At 59.6% G+C, this 22138-nt stretch carries 18 protein-coding genes; 15 read left to right on the top strand and 3 right to left on the bottom strand.

Features of this window, described 5'->3' with window-relative positions; genetic code table 11:
• Positions 1-7: 7 nt before the first annotated feature.
• On the bottom strand, positions 8-667 hold the full coding sequence (locus P3C18_RS16445; protein WP_275962918.1) for a GntR family transcriptional regulator: 660 nt from the start codon (positions 665-667) through the stop codon (positions 8-10).
• 237 nt (positions 668-904) lie between these two features.
• On the opposite strand from P3C18_RS16445, the gene P3C18_RS16440 reads away from it, so the two are divergent.
• The 5 genes from P3C18_RS16440 to guaD all read left to right on the top strand — a co-directional run bounded on the left by P3C18_RS16440 (position 905) and on the right by guaD (position 8634).
• Positions 905-2044, top strand: a complete 1140-nt coding sequence (locus P3C18_RS16440; protein ID WP_275962917.1) for an alkane 1-monooxygenase — start codon at positions 905-907, stop codon at positions 2042-2044.
• A 308-nt stretch (positions 2045-2352) separates the two neighbouring features.
• A complete protein-coding gene (xdhA, locus tag P3C18_RS16435; protein WP_275962916.1) occupies positions 2353-3792 on the top strand; it encodes a xanthine dehydrogenase small subunit in 1440 nt (479 codons plus the stop codon).
• Positions 3785-6181: a xanthine dehydrogenase molybdopterin binding subunit gene (xdhB, locus tag P3C18_RS16430; protein WP_275962915.1), complete on the top strand. Its 2397-nt coding sequence runs from the start codon at positions 3785-3787 to the stop codon at positions 6179-6181. The genes xdhA and xdhB overlap by 8 nt, the downstream gene beginning before the upstream one ends.
• 250 nt (positions 6182-6431) lie before the next feature.
• Complete coding sequence (xdhC, locus tag P3C18_RS16425) at positions 6432-7268, top strand: xanthine dehydrogenase accessory protein XdhC (RefSeq protein ID WP_275962914.1); 837 nt, start codon at positions 6432-6434, stop codon at positions 7266-7268.
• A gap of 61 nt (positions 7269-7329) precedes the next feature.
• Positions 7330-8634 carry a guanine deaminase gene (gene guaD, locus P3C18_RS16420; RefSeq protein WP_275962913.1) on the top strand — a complete coding sequence of 435 codons (1305 nt, stop codon included), beginning with the start codon at positions 7330-7332 and terminating at the stop codon, positions 8632-8634.
• A gap of 76 nt (positions 8635-8710) precedes the next feature.
• On the opposite strand, the gene P3C18_RS16415 is transcribed toward guaD, so the two are convergent.
• On the bottom strand, positions 8711-9469 hold the full coding sequence (locus P3C18_RS16415; protein ID WP_090253579.1) for a GntR family transcriptional regulator: 759 nt from the start codon (positions 9467-9469) through the stop codon (positions 8711-8713).
• 653 nt (positions 9470-10122) lie between these two features.
• Here P3C18_RS16415 and P3C18_RS16410 point away from each other — a divergent pair.
• Together P3C18_RS16410 and P3C18_RS16405 are read left to right on the top strand one after the other, a co-directional pair.
• Entirely contained in the window at positions 10123-11436 is a 1314-nt protein-coding gene (locus P3C18_RS16410) for an NCS2 family permease (protein ID WP_275962986.1), read from the top strand.
• 199 nt (positions 11437-11635) lie between these two features.
• The gene (locus tag P3C18_RS16405) at positions 11636-12262 is read left to right on the top strand and encodes a LysE family translocator (protein ID WP_275962912.1); all 627 of its coding nucleotides are present in this window, start codon (positions 11636-11638) and stop codon (positions 12260-12262) included.
• A 205-nt stretch (positions 12263-12467) separates the two neighbouring features.
• Here P3C18_RS16405 and uraH read toward each other — a convergent pair whose 3' ends face one another.
• Complete coding sequence (gene uraH, locus P3C18_RS16400; protein ID WP_275962911.1) at positions 12468-12821, bottom strand: hydroxyisourate hydrolase; 354 nt, start codon at positions 12819-12821, stop codon at positions 12468-12470.
• A 413-nt stretch (positions 12822-13234) separates the two neighbouring features.
• Here uraH and puuE point away from each other — a divergent pair, with 413 nt between their 5' ends.
• From puuE to P3C18_RS16360, 8 genes are all read left to right on the top strand, one after another.
• On the top strand, positions 13235-14176 hold the full coding sequence (gene puuE, locus P3C18_RS16395) for an allantoinase PuuE (RefSeq protein WP_275962910.1): 942 nt from the start codon (positions 13235-13237) through the stop codon (positions 14174-14176).
• On the top strand, positions 14173-14688 hold the full coding sequence (gene uraD / locus P3C18_RS16390) for a 2-oxo-4-hydroxy-4-carboxy-5-ureidoimidazoline decarboxylase (protein ID WP_275962909.1): 516 nt from the start codon (positions 14173-14175) through the stop codon (positions 14686-14688). Before puuE ends, uraD begins: the two co-directional genes overlap by 4 nt.
• A gap of 50 nt (positions 14689-14738) precedes the next feature.
• Complete coding sequence (gene alc, locus P3C18_RS16385; RefSeq protein WP_275962908.1) at positions 14739-15734, top strand: allantoicase; 996 nt, start codon at positions 14739-14741, stop codon at positions 15732-15734.
• 130 nt (positions 15735-15864) lie between these two features.
• The gene (locus tag P3C18_RS16380; RefSeq protein ID WP_275962907.1) at positions 15865-16368 is read left to right on the top strand and encodes an ureidoglycolate lyase; all 504 of its coding nucleotides are present in this window, start codon (positions 15865-15867) and stop codon (positions 16366-16368) included.
• Between the two features lie 47 nt (positions 16369-16415).
• Positions 16416-17747, top strand: a complete 1332-nt coding sequence (locus P3C18_RS16375) for a urate hydroxylase PuuD (RefSeq protein WP_275962906.1) — start codon at positions 16416-16418, stop codon at positions 17745-17747.
• A gap of 132 nt (positions 17748-17879) precedes the next feature.
• The gene (locus P3C18_RS16370) at positions 17880-19229 is read left to right on the top strand and encodes a nucleobase:cation symporter-2 family protein (protein ID WP_275962905.1); all 1350 of its coding nucleotides are present in this window, start codon (positions 17880-17882) and stop codon (positions 19227-19229) included.
• Positions 19230-19535: 306 nt separating this feature from the next.
• A complete protein-coding gene (locus tag P3C18_RS16365) occupies positions 19536-21032 on the top strand; it encodes a nucleobase:cation symporter-2 family protein (RefSeq protein WP_275962904.1) in 1497 nt (498 codons plus the stop codon).
• An 82-nt stretch (positions 21033-21114) separates the two neighbouring features.
• Complete coding sequence (locus P3C18_RS16360; protein WP_275962903.1) at positions 21115-21987, top strand: outer membrane protein OmpK; 873 nt, start codon at positions 21115-21117, stop codon at positions 21985-21987.
• The last annotated feature ends 151 nt before the right edge of the window (positions 21988-22138 follow it).

Here is a 22138-nt window from a genome sequence, read left to right as displayed (position 1 = left end):
GCCTTCCTTAAGCGTCGGCCAGTGCGGCCAGCACCAGCTGGCAATTGTGCTCACCGTAACCCAGCAATACCTCGCGAATGGCCTGGTGGTCACGGGCGATGATCGCCTGCAGCAAGGCGGCAAAGGTATTGAGGAACTGGCCCATCTCGCCTTTGCGCCGTTCCAGCGCCAGGTGATAGGTGCGGCTGATGGCCGGCAGCAGGTTCTCCACGGTTTCCTGCAGGTAAGGATTATTGGAGAACGGAAAGGCGGCACGCATGATGTCGAAGCTGCTCTCGACAAAAGCGTTGATATCTTCGCGCTGTAGGCTGTCCTGCAGGCGCTGTTGAATCACCAGAAACGGCCCGAGATCGGCTTCAACCTGCCAGCTATCCGCAACCGCTTTGCCCAGCAGGATGTACAGCTCCATGACCAGGGCATACAGGCTCTTGACGTTATGCGGCGTCAGTTCAGCCACCTGCGCTCCGCGGCGCGGCGGGATCACGATCAGGTGGCGGCGCTCCAGAATCAGCAGTGCTTCCCGCACCGAACCCCGGCTGACATTCAGCGCCTGGGTGACTTTCTGTTCCTGAATCCGCTCACGCGCCTTCAACTCACCACGAATGATGCGTTCCGCAAGGTGATGGGCGATCTGCTCAGCGAGGCTATCCGGTGCCTTGAACGTCATGATGATCCTTAGGCTCTATCTGACCTAATTGGGGGGCTTAAAGCGGTTAAACCCGCGCCAGGCTTGGCCTGAGCGGTTGAACGCCGGCGCGAGTGTAACACAGGGTGTTACCGGGCCAAGGCCACCAGCGCTCTGCTTTCAAACCAAAAGGTGGGCTGCCAGGGGATGGGCAGCAACACGGATTGTCCTACAATCCAACCAACACCCTACTCCAACAATAATAAGTACGGAGCCACCATGTTCGAACGCCTGCCCTCCAACTGGATGCTTGTGATTAAAAGCATCGGCTACTGGTTCTGGTTGATCCCTGTATTGGGCATCCCGTTGAGCTATTACTGGTCATTAAATAGCCAATACGCCAACGCCTGGCCCTGGCTGGTGGTGCTGGTGGTGTTCGGCGTTATCCCGCTGCTGGATTTTATTGTTGGCCGCGACCCGGCCAACCCCGATGAAGCCGTGCAAGTGCCGCAAATGGAGCAGCAGGGTTACTACCGCCTGCTCAGCCTAATCACCGTGCCGGCTTTGCTTAGCATGCTCGGCTGGTCCGGCTGGGTATTCGTCAACCATGAGGCCTGGAGCTGGATTGGTCAGCTCGGCTGGGTGCTGTCGGTCGGCACGGTCACCGGCGCCATCGGCATCACCGTGGCCCATGAGTTTATCCACAAGGACCCGCAGCTGGAGCAGAACGCCGGCGGCTTGTTGCTGGCTGCCGTGTGCTACGGCGGCTTCAAGATTGAGCATGTGCGCGGCCACCATGTGCATGTGTCGACCCCAGAAGACGCCAGCTCCTCGCGCTACGGCCAGAGCCTGTATGCCTTCCTGCCGCACGCCTATGTGCACAACTTCCTCAATGCCTGGAAGCTTGAAGCAGAGCGGCTGAAGCGCAAGAACCTGCCCGTCCTGCACTGGCGCAATGAGCTGATTGGCTGGTATGCGGTCAGTGCGCTGTTTATGCTGGGTTTCAGCCTGGCTTTCGGCTGGCTCGGCGCGCTGTTCTTTATTGCGCAGTCAGTGGTCGCCTTCACCCTGCTGGAAATCGTCAACTACGTGGAGCACTACGGCCTGCACCGTCGCAAGCTGGAGAATGGCCGTTATGAACGCACCAATCCGACGCATTCATGGAACAGCAACTTCCTCCTGACCAACCTGTTTCTCTTCCATTTGCAGCGCCATTCTGACCACCACGCCTATGCCAAACGCCGCTACCAGGTGCTGCGCCACTTCGACGACAGCCCGCAGCTACCCAACGGCTACGCCGGAATGATCGTCCTGGCGCTGTTTCCGCCGCTGTGGCGCGCAGTGATGGACCCTCGGGTACGTGCTTATTACGCCGGTGAAGAGCATCAACTGACCGATTCGCAGCTGACCCACTCCTAAGCGCAATCACCGCAAACAAAAAACGCCAAGGGCCCTCACCCTTGGCGTTTTTTGTTTGCTCGACTCTATGTTTCTGCAACGTCTGCTTGGCACAAAAGCGGCTAGCGTTTAACCGAGCTACAGGGCTTTTCGCGCTCATAACTGAATCGTATGACAATCGCCTGACCAAAGAGTCAAATATTTGTTGACCCTAAAGTCAGAAAACTCTAGATTCGCCTCATGCCAAGCCGTGTGGAAACGCTGCGCCGTTGTGCGCAGCGTTTCAGCAGAGCCTGATACGAGAACAATAAAGTGCCTGGAGGTCGTCCTTGATCCAGTTTTTACTCAACCGGGAGCTGCGTACTGAGCATGCCCTGGACCCAAACGTCACCGTGCTCAATTACCTGCGTGAGCATGTCGGCAAATCCGGAACCAAAGAAGGCTGCGCCTCTGGCGACTGCGGTGCCTGCACCGTGGTGGTCGGAGAGCTGGACGGTGAGCGCGTGCGTTATCGCACCCTCAACTCCTGCCTGACCTTCGTGTCCTCCTTGCACGGCAAACAGCTGATCACGGTTGAAGACCTCAAGCACCAAGGCCAATTGCACAGCGTGCAGCAAGCCATGGTCGACTGCCACGGTTCGCAGTGCGGCTTCTGCACCCCGGGTTTCGTCATGTCGCTGTTCGCCTTGCAGAAGAACAGTAACGGTTTCGACAAGGCCGACACCATGGAAGCCCTGGCCGGCAACCTCTGCCGCTGCACCGGCTACCGCCCGATCATTGATGCCGCCGAACAGGCCTGCTGCCAGAAGCAGCCAGACCAGTTTGATGCTGCCGAAGCACAAACCGTCGCCCAGCTGAAAGCCATCGCTCCGCGTGAAACCGCCGAACTCAACAGTGGCGACAAACGCTGCCTGTTGCCGCTGACTGTGGCTGATCTGGCTGATATTTACGCGGCCAACCCCGAAGCTCGCCTGCTGGCTGGCGGCACCGATCTGGCGCTGGAAGTCACCCAGTTTCACCGCGAACTGCCGGTGATGATCTACGTTGGCCATATCGAAGCGATGAAGCGCGTCGACGTGACCGCCGAGAGCATCGAAATCGGCGCGGCCACCGCGCTGTCCGATTGCTATGCAGCGCTGGCCCAGGACTACCCGGACTTTGGCGAACTGCTGCATCGTTTCGCCTCCCTGCAGATCCGCAACCAGGGCACCCTGGGCGGCAATATCGGCAACGCCTCGCCGATTGGCGACGCCCCGCCGCTGCTGATCGCCCTCGGCGCGCAGATCGTGCTGCGTAAAGGCAACAGCAGCCGCACCCTGCCGATCGAAGACTATTTCCTCGACTACAAGGTGACTGCGCGTCAGGAAGCCGAATTTATCGAGAAGATCATCGTGCCGCGCCATCAGGCCAATCAGGCGTTCCGCGCCTACAAGGTATCCAAGCGTCTGGACGATGATATTTCCGCCGTCTGCGCCGCCTTCAACCTGGTCGTTGAAGATGGCGTAGTGCAGAGCGCACGCATCGCCTTCGGCGGTATGGCTGCCATCCCGAAACGCGCCGCTGCCTGTGAAGCTGCGCTGCAGGGTTCAGCCTGGTATCCAGGCGTAATCGAACGCGCCTGCGCCGCGCTTGCCGAGGATTTCACCCCGCTCAGCGACTTCCGCGCCAGCAAGGAATACCGCTTGCTCACTGCACAGAATCTGCTGCGTAAATTCTTCCTCGAGCTGCAAGCTCCCGAAGTCGAAACCCGGGTGACCGCCTATGTCTAACCACATCCAGCACAAAACCCAAGCCGAACTGGCCGAACTGTTCCGCGCCGACATCACCRCCGGCGTCGGCAAGAGCGTCAAACATGAAAGCGCGGACAAACACGTCTCCGGCGAAGCCATCTACGTCGACGACCGCCTGGAATTCCCCAATCAGCTGCACGTCTATGCCCGCATGAGCGACCGCGCCCACGCGCGCATCGTCAGCATCGATACCAGCCCTTGCTACCAGTTCCCAGGCGTGGCAATTGCCATCACCAAGGATGACGTACCCGGCCAGCTGGATATCGGCCCGGTCGTGGCCGGTGACCCGCTGCTGGCGGACGGCAAGGTTGAATACGTCGGCCAGGTGGTATTGGCCGTAGGGGCCGACAGCCTGGAAACCGCACGCAAAGCGGCCATGGCGGCAATCATTGAATACGAAGACCTTGAGCCGGTACTGGATGTGGTCGATGCGCTGCGCAAGAAGCATTTCGTCCTCGACAGCCATCAGCACAAGATCGGCAACTCCGCCGCCGAACTCGCCACCGCGCCACGCCGCCTGCAAGGCAGCCTGCATATCGGCGGCCAGGAACACTTCTACCTGGAAACCCAGATTTCCTCGGTCATGCCCACCGAAGACGGCGGCATGATCATCTACACCTCGACGCAGAACGCCACCGAAGTGCAGAAGCTGGTGGCCGAAGTGCTCGGCGTGCCGATGCACAAGATCGTCATCGACATGCGCCGCATGGGCGGCGGTTTCGGCGGCAAGGAAACCCAGGCCGCTGGCCCGGCGTGCCTGTGTGCAGTGATTGCACACCTCACCGGCCGGCCAACCAAGATGCGCCTGCCGCGCGTTGAAGACATGCAAATGACCGGCAAACGCCATCCGTTCTACGTTGAATACGACGTCGGCTTCGATGACAACGGCCTGCTGCACGGCATCGAGATCGAGCTGGCTGGCAACTGCGGCTACTCGCCAGACCTGTCCGGCTCGATCGTCGACCGTGCGATGTTCCACTCGGACAACGCCTACTTCCTCGGCAACGCCACCATCAATGGTCACCGCTGCAAGACCAACACCGCGTCGAACACCGCCTACCGCGGTTTCGGCGGCCCGCAGGGCATGGTCGCCATCGAAGAGATCATGGATGCGGTCGCCCGCAGCCTGGGTAAAGACCCGCTGGACGTGCGCAAGACCAACTACTACGGCAAGACCGAGCGCAACGTCACCCACTACCACCAGACCGTCGAGCACAACGTTATCCACGAGATGACCGCCGAGCTGGAAGCCAGAAGTGACTACGCCAAGCGCCGTGAAGAAATCCGCGCATTCAACGCCAAGAGCCCTGTGCTGAAGAAAGGCCTGGCGCTGACCCCGGTGAAATTCGGTATCAGCTTTACCGCCACCTTCCTCAACCAGGCCGGCGCGCTGATCCATATCTACACCGACGGTTCGATCCACCTGAACCATGGCGGCACCGAGATGGGCCAGGGCCTCAACACCAAGGTCGCGCAGATCGTTGCCGAAGTGCTGCAGGTGGACATCTCGCGCATCCAGATCACCGCCACCAACACCGACAAGGTGCCAAACACTTCGCCGACCGCAGCTTCCAGCGGTGCCGATTTGAACGGCAAGGCCGCGCAGAACGCAGCTGAAACCCTCAAGCAGCGCCTGGTTGATTTTCTGGTGCGCGAATACAAGGTCACCCCGGAAGACGTCGAATTCCGCAACAGCCAGGTGCGTGTGCGCGATCTGTTCCTGAGCTTCGAGGAAGTGATCCAGAAGGCCTACTTCGGTCAGGTGTCGCTCTCCAGCACCGGCTTCTACCGCACACCGAAGATTTTCTATGACCGTGACAAGGCTGCCGGCCGGCCGTTCTACTACTTCGCCTACGGCGCAGCCTGTTCGGAAGTGATAGTCGATACCCTGACCGGTGAGTACAAGATGCTGCGCACCGACATCCTGCATGACGTCGGTGCCTCGCTGAACCCGGCCATCGACATCGGTCAGGTCGAGGGCGCATTCGTTCAGGGCATGGGTTGGCTGACCATGGAAGAGCTGGTGTGGAACGGCAAGGGCAAGCTGATGACCAATGGCCCGGCCAGTTACAAGATCCCGGCCATCGCCGATATGCCGCTGGACCTGCGCGTCAACCTGGTGGAAAACCGCAAGAACCCGGAAGACACCGTGTTCCATTCCAAGGCCGTCGGTGAGCCGCCGTTTATGCTCGGCATCGCCGTGTGGTGTGCGATCAAAGACGCCGTGGCCAGCCTGGCTGACTACCGCGTACAGCCGAATATCGACGCCCCGGCCACGCCTGAGCGCGTGCTCTGGGGTGTGGAGCAAATGAAGAAACTGCAGCAGAACGCCAAGTCGGCCGCCGCTGCAGAGGTTGAACCGGCGTAACGCCAGCCACCTTGGTGGATGTGCTGCGCGACCAGCCCCATCCTACGAATCTTCGTAGGATGGACAACCGCGAAGCGTTGTCCACCAGAGGCGTGAATGAACAACGAAGCAGGTGTACAACAATGACAAAACACACCGAAGCGAAACCGCAAACACCGCGACCGATTCCGGTACCGATACTGGACCCGTCGCCAAGCAACTGGCGCTTACCGCGCCCCGGACAACTGCCACCTACCTGGAGGCTGAGCAAATGAGCTGGATCAGCGCCCTCGCCGACCTGCAGCAACGCGGTGAACCCTGCGTGCTGGTGACCATCATCGAAGAACGCGGCTCAACCCCGCGTAATGCCGGCTCGAAAATGGTGGTCACCGATGACCGCATCTTCGAAACCATCGGTGGCGGCCATCTGGAATTCAAGGCGATGGAGCTGGCCCGCGAAATGCTCAGCAGCCGCAGCCAGGACACTCGCCTGGAGCGTTTCAGCCTTGGAGCTAGCCTTGGCCAGTGCTGCGGCGGCGCTACCGTGCTGCTGTTTGAGCCTATGGGCCAGCCGCAAGCGCAGATCGCCGTGTTCGGTGCCGGCCATGTCGGCCGCGCCCTGGTACCGCTGCTCGCCAGCCTGCCGTGCAAGGTGCGCTGGATTGATTCGCGGGAAAACGAGTTTCCTGAACAGATTCCGGCTGGGGTGGAAAAGGTGATCAATGAGGAAGTCATCGACGAAATCGAACGCATGCCCGCCGGCAGCTACTTTATCGTCATGACCCACAACCACCAGCTTGACCTGGAGCTGACTGCAGAAATCCTCAAGCGCAACGACTTTGCCTACTACGGCCTGATCGGCTCGCAGACCAAACGTGCCAAATTTGAGCACCGCCTGCGTGATCGCGGCTTCGACCCAGCAGTGGTAGCGCGCATGCGTTGCCCCATGGGCCTGGCCGAGGTCAAAGGCAAGCTGCCGGTGGAAATCGCCGTATCCATCGCCGGCGAAGTGATCGCCACCTATAACGCCGCCTTTGGCCAAGAGAGCAAAAAGGGTCAACCCAGCGTTGCCAAGCTGCTGCCCGCCTCTCGCCGAAGCCAGGCCTGACTATCTGCCCAGGCGCCCGCGTGCCTGAACGACCAACTCCATTGATTGAGATCAGCGTTACATGACTAGCCCAGTGAAAGCCTACCGCGCCGCCATCCTGCACAGCATTGCCGACCCTGCCGTGGTGGGCGTTGAGCAATCCTATGAGTATTTCGAAGACGGTGTGCTGGTCGTCGAGAACGGCCAGGTGGCCAAAGTCGGCCATGCCGCCGACCTGCTTCCAACGCTCAAGGGCGTTGAAATCACTGAGTATCGCGATGCCCTGATCACCCCCGGCTTTATCGACACCCATATCCACTACCCGCAAACCGGGATGATCGCCTCCTACGGCGAGCAGCTGCTGGACTGGCTGAACACCTACACCTTCCCCACCGAACAGCAGTTTGCCGACAAGGCCCATGCCGCCGACGTGGCCGGGATCTTCCTGAAAGAGTTGCTGCGCAACGGCACCACCACCGCGCTGGTATTTGGCAGCGTGCACAAGCAATCGGTGGACGCCTTCTTCGAAGCCGCCGAAGCGCTGAACCTGCGCATGATCGCCGGCAAGGTGCTGATGGATCGCAATGCCCCGGATTACCTGACCGACACCCCGGAATCCGGCTACGCCGACAGCAAAGAGTTGATCGAACGCTGGCACGGCAAAGGCCGTCTGCATTACGCGGTGACCCCGCGCTTCGCCCCCACCAGCACCCCGGAGCAACTGACTCTGGCCGGCAAGCTGCTGGGCGAGTACCCGGACCTGTATATGCACACTCACCTGTCCGAGAACCGCAAGGAAATCGAATGGGTCAAGGCATTGTTCCCTGAGCGCAAGGGCTACCTGGATGTGTACGACCACTACAAGCTGATCGGCGCGCGCTCGGTATTCGCCCACGGCGTGCACCTGTGCGACGACGAATGCAAACGCCTGGCCGAAACCGGTTCGGCCATAGCCTTCTGCCCGACCTCCAACCTGTTCCTTGGCAGCGGCCTGTTCGATCTGAATAAGCTGGAACAGCACGGCGTGCGCGTCGGCCTGGGCACCGATGTCGGCGCGGGTACCAGCTTCAGCCAACTGCAATCGCTGAACGAGGCCTACAAGGTGATGCAGCTGCAAGGCAAGAAGCTCGACCCGTTCAAGTCGCTGTACCTGGCCACCCTCGGCGGCGCCAACGCGCTGTACCTGGACGACAAGCTGGGCAACTTCGAAAGCGGCAAAGACGCCGACTTCGTGGTGCTCGACTACAACGCCACGCCGCTGATCAGCTACCGCATGCAACAGGCCAAGACCCTGGACGAACGACTCTTCGCCCTGACCATGCTCGGCGATGACCGCGCCGTGAAGGAAACCTTCGCCGCCGGCCAGTCGGTGCACCGCCGCGACTAAACCAGACAGGTTAAATCCCGGCCAAGAAAAAGCCCGCTCAGTTGAGCGGGCTTTTTGTTTATACCGATGACACCAATCAGCGGCTTGCGGCCTTCTTCTTACTGCCTGGCAGCAGGTGTGAGAACACCGCGTGCAGGTCATCGGAGGCGGTTTCGCCATCCAGGTTGAGTTTGGCGTCAACGCTGTCCATGTGGCGCATCATCAGGTCCACCGCCACTTCAACGTTGCCAGCCTCGATGGCGTCGATCACCTGGTCGTGCTCGGCATCCGAACAATGGGTGCGGCTGTTGCTTTCGTACAGGGCGATGATCAGCGAGGTCTGGGAAATCAGGCTGCGCAGAAAGCCCAATAGGGTCAGGTTGCCGGCCGCTTCCGCGAGTTTCAGGTGGAATTCACCGGACAGGCGAATGCCCATGCCGCGATCACCACGTGCGAAGCAGTCACGCTCATCAATCACCATCTGGCGCAGCGCGGCAATCTGTTCCGGCTTGGCGTTCTTGCAGGCCAGTTCGGTAATCGCCCGTTCGATCATGCGGCGCACATAGAAGATCTGCCGCGCCTCTTCCGCACCTGGGCTGGCCACTACCGCGCCACGGTTAGGCCGCAGCAGCACCACGCCTTCGTGGGCCAGGCGCGACAAGGCACGACGAATAATGGTGCGGCTGACGCCGAAGATTTCACCGAGCGCCTCTTCACTGAGCTTGGTGCCCGGAGCCAGACGCTGCTCGAGAATGGCATCAAAGATATGGGCGTAAACGACATCGTCCTGAGTCCCGCTGCGAGTGCTCTTGCCTTCGCGCGTCTGCTTCTTAAGGGGCTGCAATTGTTCGTTCATTGGGGCTCGCGTGATCAAGGTTCGGCGGTTGCTGATGCAACTCTACTGTGTATTACCCGCCCTCTGGCAAGCAGCACATCAGCAAAAGTCACAAATAAAAAGCCCTTGCATTGTACACAATGTGACCAGTGCGTACACCGTTAGCAGCACATAACGGCCGCGCAAACGGGCATTTGCGCGCGCTTTCCAGCTGCACTTTTCAGCCGCATAAGGCGCAGCCGGCAGATTCATTTCTTATATGCAGTGCTTTTCTTGTTCGAGAATCTGCTTAGCAGCGCTTAAACAATGGGCGCCGCTGCTCCGTCAAATATTAGCGAAACCCTGAGAACCACGGCGCTGTCAGCGCCTTACCAGGCTGTATTGACGAACGCTGCGGTACACAGCGTAAAAGTCACGGGTAATCCATAGGTGAAAAAACCGAGTACATACGGGATTTTAACCAGAAACATTATTTGCTTTTTTTGTATACAACATCATAATCGGCCTCAGTGTTATTTCTTGACCGTTAGGTCAGCTAAGCACGCCAGCAAGGCAAAAAAACACCACCTACCTCAAGAGTCGAGCAGTGCGCAGCACAGGCTCTGGGTGGCACACAACAAGAGATGAGGAGTACCCCTGTGGAAAGCGCTAAACAAGAACAACAGGCGACGCAGATGCAAGACCTGATCAAACCCGGTCTGCTTGACCGCTTCTTCAAGCTGACCGAACACCGCACCACAATCAAAACCGAACTGCTGGCGGGCCTGACGACTTTCGTCACCATGGCTTACATCATCTTCGTTAACCCCAACATCATGGCCACAGCCGGCGTCGATCACGGTGCGGCGTTTGTCGCCACCTGCATCGGTGCGGCCATCGGCTGCTTCCTGATGGGTCTGTACGCCAACTGGCCAGTCGGCCTGGCACCCGGCATGGGCCTGAATGCCTTCTTCACCTACACCGTTGTCGGTGAAATGGGCTATAGCTGGCAGATCGCCCTTGGCGCGGTGTTTATCTCCGGCGTGCTGTTTATGATCATGAGCCTGTCACGCATCCGCGAGTGGCTGCTTAACAGCATCCCCATGAGCCTGCGCTTTGCCATGGGTGCGGGGGTTGGTCTGTTCCTCGGGCTGATCGGCCTGAAGACTGCGGGCATTGTTGTCGACAGCCCGGCCACCCTGCTGACCATGGGCTCATTCGGTGAACCGAATGCAATCCTCGCCGCTGTGTGCTTCCTACTGATTGCCGTGCTCAGCCACCGCAACGTGTTCGGCGCCATCCTGTTCAGCATGCTCGGCGTCACCGCCATCGGCTGGGGCATCGGCATCGTTGAATACAACGGCCTGGTTTCCATGCCGCCAAGCCTGGCACCAACCTTGATGGCACTGGATATCGCTGGCGCATTCAACATTGCCATGATCAGCGTGATTCTGGCCTTCCTCTTCGTCAACATGTTCGACACCGCCGGTACCCTGATGGGCGTCGCCCATCGCGCCAACCTGGTGGATGAGGACGGCAAGATCCAGAACCTGTCCAAAGCGCTCAAGGCTGACAGTACCTCCAGCGTGGTCGGGGCCTTTGTCGGTTGCCCACCGGTCACCAGCTATGTGGAAAGTGCTGCGGGCGTTGCTGCCGGTGGCCGTACTGGTCTGACGGCTGTTGCGGTGGGTGTGCTGTTTCTCTGCGCGATGTTCTTTGCCCCGCTGGCTGGGATGATCCCCGCCTACGCCACCGCAGGCGCGCTGATTTATGTGGCAATGCTGATGATGAGCGGCATGGCGCATATCGACTGGAAAGATCACACCGACACCATCCCGGCGATCGTCACCGTGGTCATGATGCCGCTGACCTTCTCCATCGCCAACGGTATTGCCCTGGGCTTCCTGACCTACGCGACGCTGAAACTGCTGACCGGTCAGCGCGACAAGGTATCGCTGAGCCTGTACGTTCTGTGCATTATTTTTATCGCCAAGTTCGCCTTCCTGTAATTGAAAACTACTGCGCTCGACTATGCAGCGTTGAAGTCAGGCTCAAAATGCTCATGTACAGTCGTACACTCCGCTTTTTCGCCTGACTTCGCCTTGCCTAGTCATCGCTCGCTACGTTTTCAAAACAAAGGAACATGAACCAAGCAAAACCTAAGCCCTGACATGGCGTCGGGGCTTTTGCGCATCTGGAGAATCGCTAATGAGTCTGGAAACCTGGCTGTTGTTCGCAAGTGCTGCACTGGTGGTGATTCTGATCCCGGGGCCGCTATCACTGTTGATGGTCAGCAACAGCCTCAACTACGGCCTGCGCCGCTCGGCACCGGCCTTTATTGGTGGGGTGTCAGCTTCTATCTGTTTATTAAGTGCTTCGGCGCTGGGCCTTGGCGCACTGCTGCTGGCCTCCGAGCAGCTGTTCAGCCTACTCAAACTGGTCGGCGCGCTGTACCTGTTCTACCTCGCCTGGCAGAGCTGGCAGGAATCACGCAAAGCCGCCAAACCGGTGACGGCCGAAGAGCAGCCGGTCAACCCAGGCTTTCGCAGCATGTTCTGGAAGGCCTTCGGCTTGGGCGCCAGCAACCCCAAGGACATCCTGTTCTTCGCCGCCTTCTTGCCGCAGTTCATCAGCGCCGAGCGGCCTATGCTCAGCCAACTGCTGGTGATGATCGCCACCTGGGCGGTGTTGGACTTGGCCTGCAAGCTGTTCTACGGCCTTAGCGCCCAGGGCGCTGCGCGCTACCTACGTTCGGGCAAGGGCCAGGTATGGTTCAACCGCATCAGCGCTGCCTTGTTTGGCGGGGCCGGCGCAGCCTCACTGCTTAGCCGCTGACAGCGACAACCTGCCAAGGCTTATCCACGTCACGACCTGTAGGAGCGGGCCATGCCCGCGAACCGATATCGCGGGCATGGAACTGCGCGCCCCGCCCGCTCCTACTCCAGCGCTTGAAACCCGACAAATCGCAGGCAAAAAAAAGCCCGCAGTGTGTACGGGCTAAGGACTCTTAAATTGAGTCAGAGGGTGACAAGCATTCGGTTCAGCTACCGCGGTAGGTGGAGTAGCTGTAAGGGGAAATCAGCAGCGGTACGTGGTAATGCTCCTGCCCGGCATCGATGCCGAAACGCAGCACCACAACATCCAGAAAAGCCTGTTCAGGCAATTTGACGCCGCGCGCGCGGTAGTAATCGCCGGCATGGAAATGCAGCTGGTAAACGCCGCTGCGGTAATCGTCACCCTGCAGCACCGGCGCATCACAGCGCCCGTCGTGGTTGGTGACAACGCTATTGAGCAGCTCCAGCTGAGCCCCTTCAACGCGATACAACTCAATCTTCAATTCGCTGCCTGGGCAACCGTGGGCGGCATCCAGTACGTGTGTGGTCAATCGTCCCATCGCTTATGGGCACCTGTGCAGACAAGCCAACACAGACGCCGCACCTCCTCTACTTTTATTGAATTCGGCAGATTTATCAGGCTAAGCAGCCTCGACTGAGCTGAAGCATAGCATGCTGAAATTCAAAAATAAGACACTTTCATAAAAAACTGTACACAATAAATCGATCATTACGCCTGCTTAGCGCACCGTAAACGGGCAGCAAATCAGCCATAAGTGCTTGCGAGCACTGCTTTTGCACAGCAACAGCTGACGCACTGGACAGATTCAGCATTAAGGCAAAATTTCGCAAAATAAGTGAATTTTAGATTTACAAGATGCAAAGCACTTTGTATACAATTAGCCAATCACGGTCGTGCAACGCATTCATGCCTGCCCAATGACCGCCACAAACAGCAAGAAGGAAGACTGCAGTGAGCGCTGACTACCCACGCGACCTGATCGGTTACGCCAACAACCCGCCCCACCCGCATTGGCCGAATGATGCGCGCATCGCCCTGTCGTTTGTTCTCAATTACGAGGAAGGCGGCGAGCGCAACATCCTGCACGGCGACAAGGAGTCCGAGGCGTTCCTCTCCGAGATGGTTTCCGCGCAGCCGCTGCAAGGCCAGCGCAACCTGTGCATGGAGTCGCTCTACGAGTATGGCAGCCGTGCCGGCGTCTGGCGTTTGCTGAACCTGTTCCAGAAACACAACATCCCGCTGACCATCTTCGCCGTGGCCATGGCCGCGCAGCGTCACCCGGATGCGATCAAGGCGATGGTCGCCGCCGGTCACGAGATCTGCAGCCACGGCTACCGCTGGATCGACTACCAGAACATGAGCGAAGCCGAAGAGCGCGAGCATATGCTCGAAGCCATCCGCATCCTCACCGAACTGACCGGCGAACGCCCGGTGGGCTGGTACACCGGCCGCCTCGGCCCGAACACTCGCCGCCTGGTGCGTGAAGAAGGTGGCTTCCTGTATGACAGCGACACCTACGACGACGACCTGCCCTACTGGGACCCGGCCAGCACCGCGGCCAAACCGCATCTGGTGATTCCTTACACCCTGGACACCAACGACATGCGCTTCACCCAGGTGCAGGGTTTCAACAAGGGTGATGACTTCTTCGAGTATCTGAAAGACGCCTTCGATGTGCTGTACGCCGAAGGCGTGGCCGGCGCACCGAAGATGCTTTCGATCGGCATGCACTGCCGCCTGCTTGGCCGCCCCGCACGCCTGGCGTCACTGGCGCRGTTCCTTGAATACGTGCAGAGCCACGAAAAAGTCTGGTGCGCCCGCCGCGTCGACATCGCCAAACACTGGCACGCGACCCATCCGCTGCAAGAGCCATCCAAGGAGAGCTCGAAATGAGCCGTTTTCAAACCCTGACTCCATCCCGTTTGAGCCGTGAAGACTTCGTCAACGTCTTCGCCGACATCTACGAGCATTCGCCCTGGGTTGCCGAGAAGGCTTTTGACCTGGGCCAGGACGACAGCATTAACGAAATCGACGGCCTGCATCAGCGCATGGCCGACCTGTTGCTCAGTGCCAGCCACGCCGCACAGCTGGCATTGATCAATGCTCACCCGGATCTGGCCGGCAAGGCAGCCGTACGCGGTGAGTTGACCGCCTCCTCCACGTCGGAGCAGGCAGGTGCAGGCATTCACGCCTGTACCGCAGAAGAGTTCGCCCGCTTTACCGAACTGAACGATGCCTACAAAGCCAAGTTCGGCTTCCCCTTCATCATGGCGGTGAAAGGCAGCAATCGGCACCAGATCCTGGCGGCCTTCGAGGAGCGGATTCACAACTCCCCGGAGCAGGAATTCGCCTGTGCCCTGGCCGAGATCAACAAGATCGCGCTGTTCCGCTTGCAGCAGTTGTAGGCCGCAAGCCCACCGCCCTCCCCAACGCCATCATCTAAGGCAGACATTTCATGAAAGCTTACGCCGTACCCTTTGAGAAATACGTCAACCTCGCCGACGCACGCCTGGGCACCAAGGCCATCTCGGTCACCGACGACTGGTTCGCCGATGTTAATCGTCTGTTCCAGCCGACCCCGGCCGTATGGAAGGAGGGCGTGTTCGATGACAACGGCAAGTGGATGGATGGCTGGGAATCGCGCCGCAAGCGCTTCGAAGGTTACGACAGCGCGGTAATCCGCCTGGGCGTACCGGGCTCGATCAAGGGTGTGGACATCGACACCAGTTTCTTCACCGGTAACTTCCCGCCGTCGGCGTCCCTGGAAGGCTGCTTCGTCGCTGAAGGCGACCCGAGCGACGCCACCGAGTGGACCGAAGTGCTGGCCGCAGTCGAACTGCAAGGCAACAGCCACCACTACCATGAAATCGCCAATGCTCAGGCCTTCACCCACCTGCGCTTCAACATCTACCCAGACGGCGGCGTCGCTCGCCTGCGCGTTTACGGCGTGCCGTTCCGCGACTGGAGCAACGTTGGCGACAACGAAGAAGTTGACCTGGCTTCCGCACTGAATGGCGGTCGCGCCCTGGCTTGTTCGGACGAACACTTCGGCCGTATGAGCAACATCCTCAACCCAGGCCGTGGCATCAACATGGGCGACGGCTGGGAAACTGCACGTCGTCGTACCCCAGGTAACGACTGGGTGATTGTCGCCCTCGGCCATCCGGGCGAGATCGAGCGCATCGTCGTCGACACCCTGCACTTCAAAGGCAACTACCCGGACAGCTGCTCAATCCAGGCGGCCTTCGTCAAAGGCGGCACCGACAGCCAGATCGAAACCCAGAGCCTGTTCTGGCGCGAGCTGCTGCCAAGCCAGAAGCTGCAGATGCACGCCGAGCATGAGTTCAGCGAGCAGATCAACGCGCTGGGCCCGATCACCCACGTACGGGTGAACGTGTTCCCGGACGGTGGTATCAGCCGCCTGCGCCTGTTCGGCAAAGTCGCCAAGTAAAACGCGCAGATGCCTCTGTGGGAGGGGCTTCAGCCGCGATAGCTTGAAACGCTCGCGGCTAAAGCGGGATGCCGCCCAACCCCTCCCACACAAATGCACAAGCAACCGAACTAATAAACAGAAGACCAACATGCGCACATTGATCATCGAGCCGCTGAGCAAAGAAGCCTTCGCCCCCTTTGGTGACGTTATCGAAACCGAAGGCAGCGAATTCTTCATGATCAACAATGGCTCCACTCGCCGTTATCACAAACTGGCCACGGTCGAGACCGCACAGCCAGAGGATAAGGCGATCATCAGCATCTTCAGTGCCGAGGCCCTGGATATGCCGCTGACCATTCGCATGCTGGAGCGCCATCCGCAGGGCAGTCAGGCGTTTATTCCGCTGCTCGGCAACCCCTTTCTGATTGTGGTCGCGCCAGTTGGCGATGCACCTGAATCGGAGTTGGTCCGCGCCTTCCGCAGCAACGGCAGGCAGGGCATTAATTACCATCGCGGCGTTTGGCACCACCCGGTGCTGACGATCGAAAAGCGGGATGACTTCCTGGTGGTTGATCGCAGTGGCTCTGGCAATAACTGCGATGAGCATTTCTTTACCGACGACGAGCAACTGCTCCTCGCCCCCCACCAATAAGAGAAGCCCAGCACCGGCGTGTCGGCACTGGGAAAGAGGTACTGATTGTGGAAGCGCATTTGACTGAATGGCTGAACCTGGGTATCCGCTGGATCCATATGATCACCGGCATCGCCTGGATCGGCGCATCCTTCTATTTCGTCTGGCTGGAAAACAACCTCAACCGCAGCAATCCCCGCGAAGGCCTGTCTGGTGACCTGTGGGCGATTCACGGTGGCGGTATCTACCACCTGGAAAAATACAAACTGGCCCCACCAAAAATGCCGGAGAACCTGCACTGGTTCAAATGGGAGGCCTATGCCACCTGGCTGTCGGGCGTGGCCTTGATGCTGGTGGTCTACTACCTCAACCCAAGCCTGTACCTGGTCAAACCGGGTGTTGATCTGGCGCCGGAAATGGCCATTGCCATCGGTTTCGGTTCGATGGTCGCCGGCTATGTGGCCTATCACTTCCTCTGCGATTCGCCGCTGGGCAAGCGCCCGGCCCTGCTTGGCGCCGTGCTGTTCGTGCTGATCATTGCTGCCGCTTATGGCTTCAGCCAGATCTTCAGCGGCCGCGCGGCCTATATCCATGTCGGCGCGATCATCGGCACCATCATGGTCGGCAACGTGTTCTTCACCATCATGCCGGCCCAGCGCGCGCTGGTTAAGGCCATCGAAGACAACACCACGCCGGACCCAACCCTGCCGGCCAAAGGCCTGCTGCGTTCGCGCCACAACAACTACTTCACCCTGCCGGTGCTGTTCATCATGATCAGCAACCACTTCCCGAGCACCTACGGCAGCCAATACAACTGGCTGATTCTGGCGGGCATCGCGATGCTGGCGGTACTGGTGCGCCACTACTTCAACACCCGCCATGACAGCAGCAAGTACGTCTGGACCCTGCCTGCTGCGGCACTGGGCATGATCTGCCTGGCGTTCGTCACCGGCCCGAGCATGAAGGCTGCTGCACCGCAGGAGCCAAAAGCCGCAGTGATCAAATACGCCCCGGTACCGGCCACTGGCATCAGCGGCCACCCGGAAGTTGCCGCCAAGGCTGCCGAAGCCGCTGCCAAACCGGCAGAAACCGCAGCGGCCCCTGAGGCCAGTGCTCCAACTGAAGCCGCAGCTGGCGCGGGCGACTTTGCCCAGGTCAACAGCGTGATTCAGGAACGCTGCAGCGTGTGCCACTCGGCCACCCCGAGCAGCCCGATGTTCAGCGCGCCGCCTGCTGGGTTTGTCCTCGACACGCCGGAGCAGATCAAGGCGCAAGCCGCGAAGATCCACGCGCAAAGCGTTGCTTCGCAGATCATGCCACTGGGCAACATCACCCAGATGACTCAGGAAGAGCGTGAACTGATCGGAGCCTGGATCGATCAGGGCGCCCAGCTCAACTGATCCACCCAGATGCCGCGCCCGCAAGGGCGCGGCATTTGTTTATCTGCACCCTGCAAGAATTCTCCGGTACAGGCCGATAAAGGCCTGCGCCGAACAGCGACTTACAACAATAAAAGCGCCTGAGGTATTTGCATGACCCAGTTGAATTCAACTTCGACCTGCGCGGTCGACCAACGCCTACCCCTGCTGCAGATGATTCTGGTAAGCATGCAGCATGTGCTGCTGATGTACGGCGGCGCGGTTGCGGTGCCCTTGATCATCGGTGAAGCCGTCGGCCTGTCCCGTGAAGAAATCGCCTTTCTGATTACCGCCGACCTGCTGGTGGCGGGCATTGCCACCCTGGTGCAGTCACTCGGTATCGGCCCCATGGGCATCCGCATGCCGGTGATGATGGGCGCCAGTTTTGCCGCCGTAGGTAGCATGGTGGCCATGGCCGGCTCGCCCGGCATCGGCTTGCCGGGGATTTTCGGTGCGACCATTGCCGCAGGCTTCTTCGGCATGCTGATTGCGCCCTTTATGTCACGCATCGTGCATTTCTTCCCGCCGTTGGTGACCGGCACGGTGATTACCGCCATCGGTTTGTCACTGTTCCCCGTGGCGCTCAACTGGGCCGGCGGTGGCAGCGCTGCCACTGAGTTTGGCGCGTTGCAGTACCTGGCGATTGCCGCCCTGGTGCTGGGCACCATTTTGTTGATCAACCGCTTTATGCGCGGTTTCTGGGTCAATGTCTCGGTGCTGATCGGCATGCTGGTCGGCTACCTGGTAGCGGGCGGCCTGGGCATGGTCGACCTCAGCGGCCTTAATCAAAGCGCCTGGTTTGCCGTGGTCAAACCCATGCATTTCGGCATGCCGGAGTTTCATCTGGCGCCGATCCTCTCCATGTGTCTGGTGGTGGTGATCATCTTTGTCGAGTCCACCGGCATGTTCCTCGCCCTCGGCAAGATCACTGGTAAGGAAGTCACCCCGGTCATGCTGCGCCGTGGCCTGCTGTGTGATGCCGGTGCGTCGTTCTTCGCCGGCATTTTCAACACCTTCACCCACTCCTCCTTTGCGCAGAACATCGGCCTGGTGCAGATGACCGGTGTACGCAGCCGTTACGTTACTGCCGCCGCCGGGTTGCTGCTGATTGGCTTGAGCCTGCTGCCCAAAGCCGCCTACCTGGTGGCCTCGATTCCGCCGGCGGTACTCGGCGGCGCGGGGATTGCCATGTTCGGCATGGTCGCGGCGACGGGCATCAAGATTCTGCAGGAAGCGGATATTGCCGACCGGCGCAATCAGCTGCTGGTCGCGGTCAGCATCGGCATGGGCCTGGCCCCGGTAGTACGTCCGGAGTTCTTCGCGCACTTGCCGCACTGGCTGGAGCCGATCACCCACAGCGGCATCGCCATGGCCACCATCAGCGCGGTGCTGCTTAACCTGCTGTTCAATATCCTCGGCGGACCGGAACGCGCTGGCGCAACCCATCCACACCCGCAGCACTGACCCCCGTTGCTCACAAGAGCGCAGCCCGGTACGCCGGGCTGCTGGTCGCTGCGCGCCATCTGCAAAAACCAGTAAACCCGTCTAGAACAGGCCGCCTCAGCGCATAACGAGCTCGCTGCAGAGCTATCTGACTGACGGTTCATTTTTTGTGCACAATCTGAAAATAAATTGTTTTTATCACTGTGAACAAGTTGCTATAGTCGATTCATTCTGACCAGGTGGACAACTTCTACCCGGTACAGAACAGAGGCGCCGTGAAGCCTCGCCAAGCCCATGACCGTATAAAAACAACTGGCAGGCTCTGATATGACCACGACTCGCAGCACAGAGACCACGGCTCCGCCTGTGGCAAACAACGACCTGATCTACCAACTGCACGACACCCCGGCCTTTGCTCCGGCGATCTTCGCCGCGTTGCAGCACGTACTGGCCAGCTTCGTCGGCATCATCACCCCTACCCTGATTGTCGGTGGCGTCCTCGGCCTCGGCGCTTATGTGCCGTATCTGGTTAGCATGGCGCTGTTCGTGTCCGGCCTCGGCACCTTTATCCAGGCCAAGCGCATTGGCCCGGTCGGCTCCGGCCTGCTGTGCCTACAGGGCACCAGTTTCGGTTTTCTCAGCGTGATTCTCAGCGCCGGGTTTATCGTCAAGGGCCGCGGCGGCAGTGAGGAGGAAATTCTCTCAACGATCTTTGGCGTGTGCTTCTGCGCAGCCTTTGTCGAGATCGCCTTCAGCCAGTTCATCAACAAGCTGCGCCGGGTGATCACCCCGGTCGTCACCGGCACCATCATCTGTCTGATGGGCTTGTCGCTGATCAAGGTCGCGATGACCGATATCGCCGGCGGTTACGGCGCAGCGGACCTTGGCGCCCTGCACCACCTGGGTCTCGGCGGCCTGGTGCTGGTCAGCATCGTTATTCTCAACCGCTTCCCGTCACAGGTCGTACGCCTGTCGGCCGTGATCATCGGCTTGGTGCTGGGTTTCAGCGTGGCCTGGTTCACCGGCAAGGTGGACTTCGCCAACATGGCTCAGGTGCCGCTGATCAGCGTGCCGGTGCCGTTCAAATACGGCTTCAATTTTGACTGGGTGGCGTTTGTGCCGATTGCGGTGATCTTCCTGATCACACCGTTGGAAACTGCAGGCGACCTGACGGCCAACTCGATCATCTCCAAGCAACCGGTCAAAGGTCCGCTGTATATGCGCCGGATCAAATCCGGGGTCTTGGCCGACGGTTGCAACTCGGCCATGGCGGCGATGTTCAACAGCCTGCCGATGACCACCTTCAGCCAGAACAACGGGGTGATCCAGCTGACCGGCGTGGCCAGCCGCCACGTGGCCTTCTATATCGCCGGCATTCTGGTGCTGCTGGGCCTGTTCCCGGCGGTGGGTGCGGTGCTGCAGCTGATGCCAAAACCGGTTCTCGGCGGCGCCACGCTGATCATGTTCGGCACCGTGGCCGTGGCGGGTATCAAGATCCTTACCGAGGCCGGCCTGCACCGTCGAAACGTGCTGATCGTGGCCATCTCCCTGGGCCTCGGCCTGGGTGTTGCAGCCGTGCCGGAAGTGCTCTCGCAGATGCCAGATGCGCTGAAAAACATCTTCGGCTCACCCATCACCATCGGTGCCTTCAGCGCGATTCTGCTGAACATCTTCCTGCCGGAAGAGCATCTGCAGCTGGAAGAAAACGACTACGACCCCGAGGCGCACCTGCACACCGTGCTGCAAAACCCGCAGGACGACAGTACCGAAGATGCGCCCAACAGCAGCCGTAACGAGCTCAACGTGGCCCCGCGTACCAGTTGAGTCACCGCCCCTTTGCCTGACAGATCCTGCGGTTCGCCGCAGGTTCGAGAAACCTTGTAAGTCCAATAATAAGGAAACCATGATGAAACTGAAGCACCTGCCCCACGGCATCGCCCTCTCGGCTGGACTGTTTTCCGGTCAACAGGCCTTGGCCAGCGATGCCTTTCTCTGGCAAGACACCAGCCTCTCCTACCTCTACGGCAGCAACTTCCAGCGCTTGAACAATAACGCTGAAGAGCAGCGCTCGCAGACCACCTTCACCCTGGAAAACGCCAGCGGCTGGACCTGGGGCGACACCTTCTTCTTCCTCGACTACATCGACGCCGACAACGCCCAGGCACGCGGCAGCAACTTCGGCAACCTGAGCGTCAAAGAGAAGAACAGCTTCTATTACATGGAATTCTCGCCACGCGTCAGCCTCAGCTGGTTGACCGGCCAGGACCTCTCGGTAGGCCCGCTGAAGGATGTCTACGCAGCCTTCACCTATGAAAAAGGCAACGGCGGCCCTGGCACCGAAAACTACCTGTACGGCATCGGCACCGCCTGGAATGCCCCAGGCTTCGCCTACCTGAACGCCAACCTGTATGCGGTGAAGATCAATAACCACATCTTCTTCGACCATGGCTTCAAGGCATCGGACAAGGGCAACGGCCACACTTATCAGCTGACCGTAAGCGGCGCCTATCCGTTTGCCATTGGCGAACAGGACTTCGTGGTCGACGGCTATATCGACTGGCGCGCCCCATCCAAGGATGCCGGCACCCAGACCTCAGTCGGTTCCTCGATCCAGATCAAATGGGATGCCGGCAAGGCGTTGTTCGGTGAAGGCCGCAAGCTGTATGTCGGTACCGAGCTGAACATGTGGCACAACAAGTACGGTATCCGCCCAATCGACGGTTCCACCGATGGTTTCGATCAAACTGCCGTACAAGCGCTGGTGAAGTACCACTTCTAAGCCTATGCGCTTGATGCGGATCGCCGGGTAGGCGGCACCCGCACAAAAAGGGGATGGCCTTGTTGCCATCCCCTTTTTTATTGAGCCAAGGCCACAAGCAGCCTGCTATTGCGCGCAGAAAAAAACCGCTCACTGGAGCGGTTTTTGTTCG

It is taken from the genome of Pseudomonas sp. 1928-m (assembly GCF_029269135.1).
Lineage (GTDB): Bacteria > Pseudomonadota > Gammaproteobacteria > Pseudomonadales > Pseudomonadaceae > Aquipseudomonas.
This window is presented reverse-complemented; position numbering and strand designations above follow the sequence as displayed.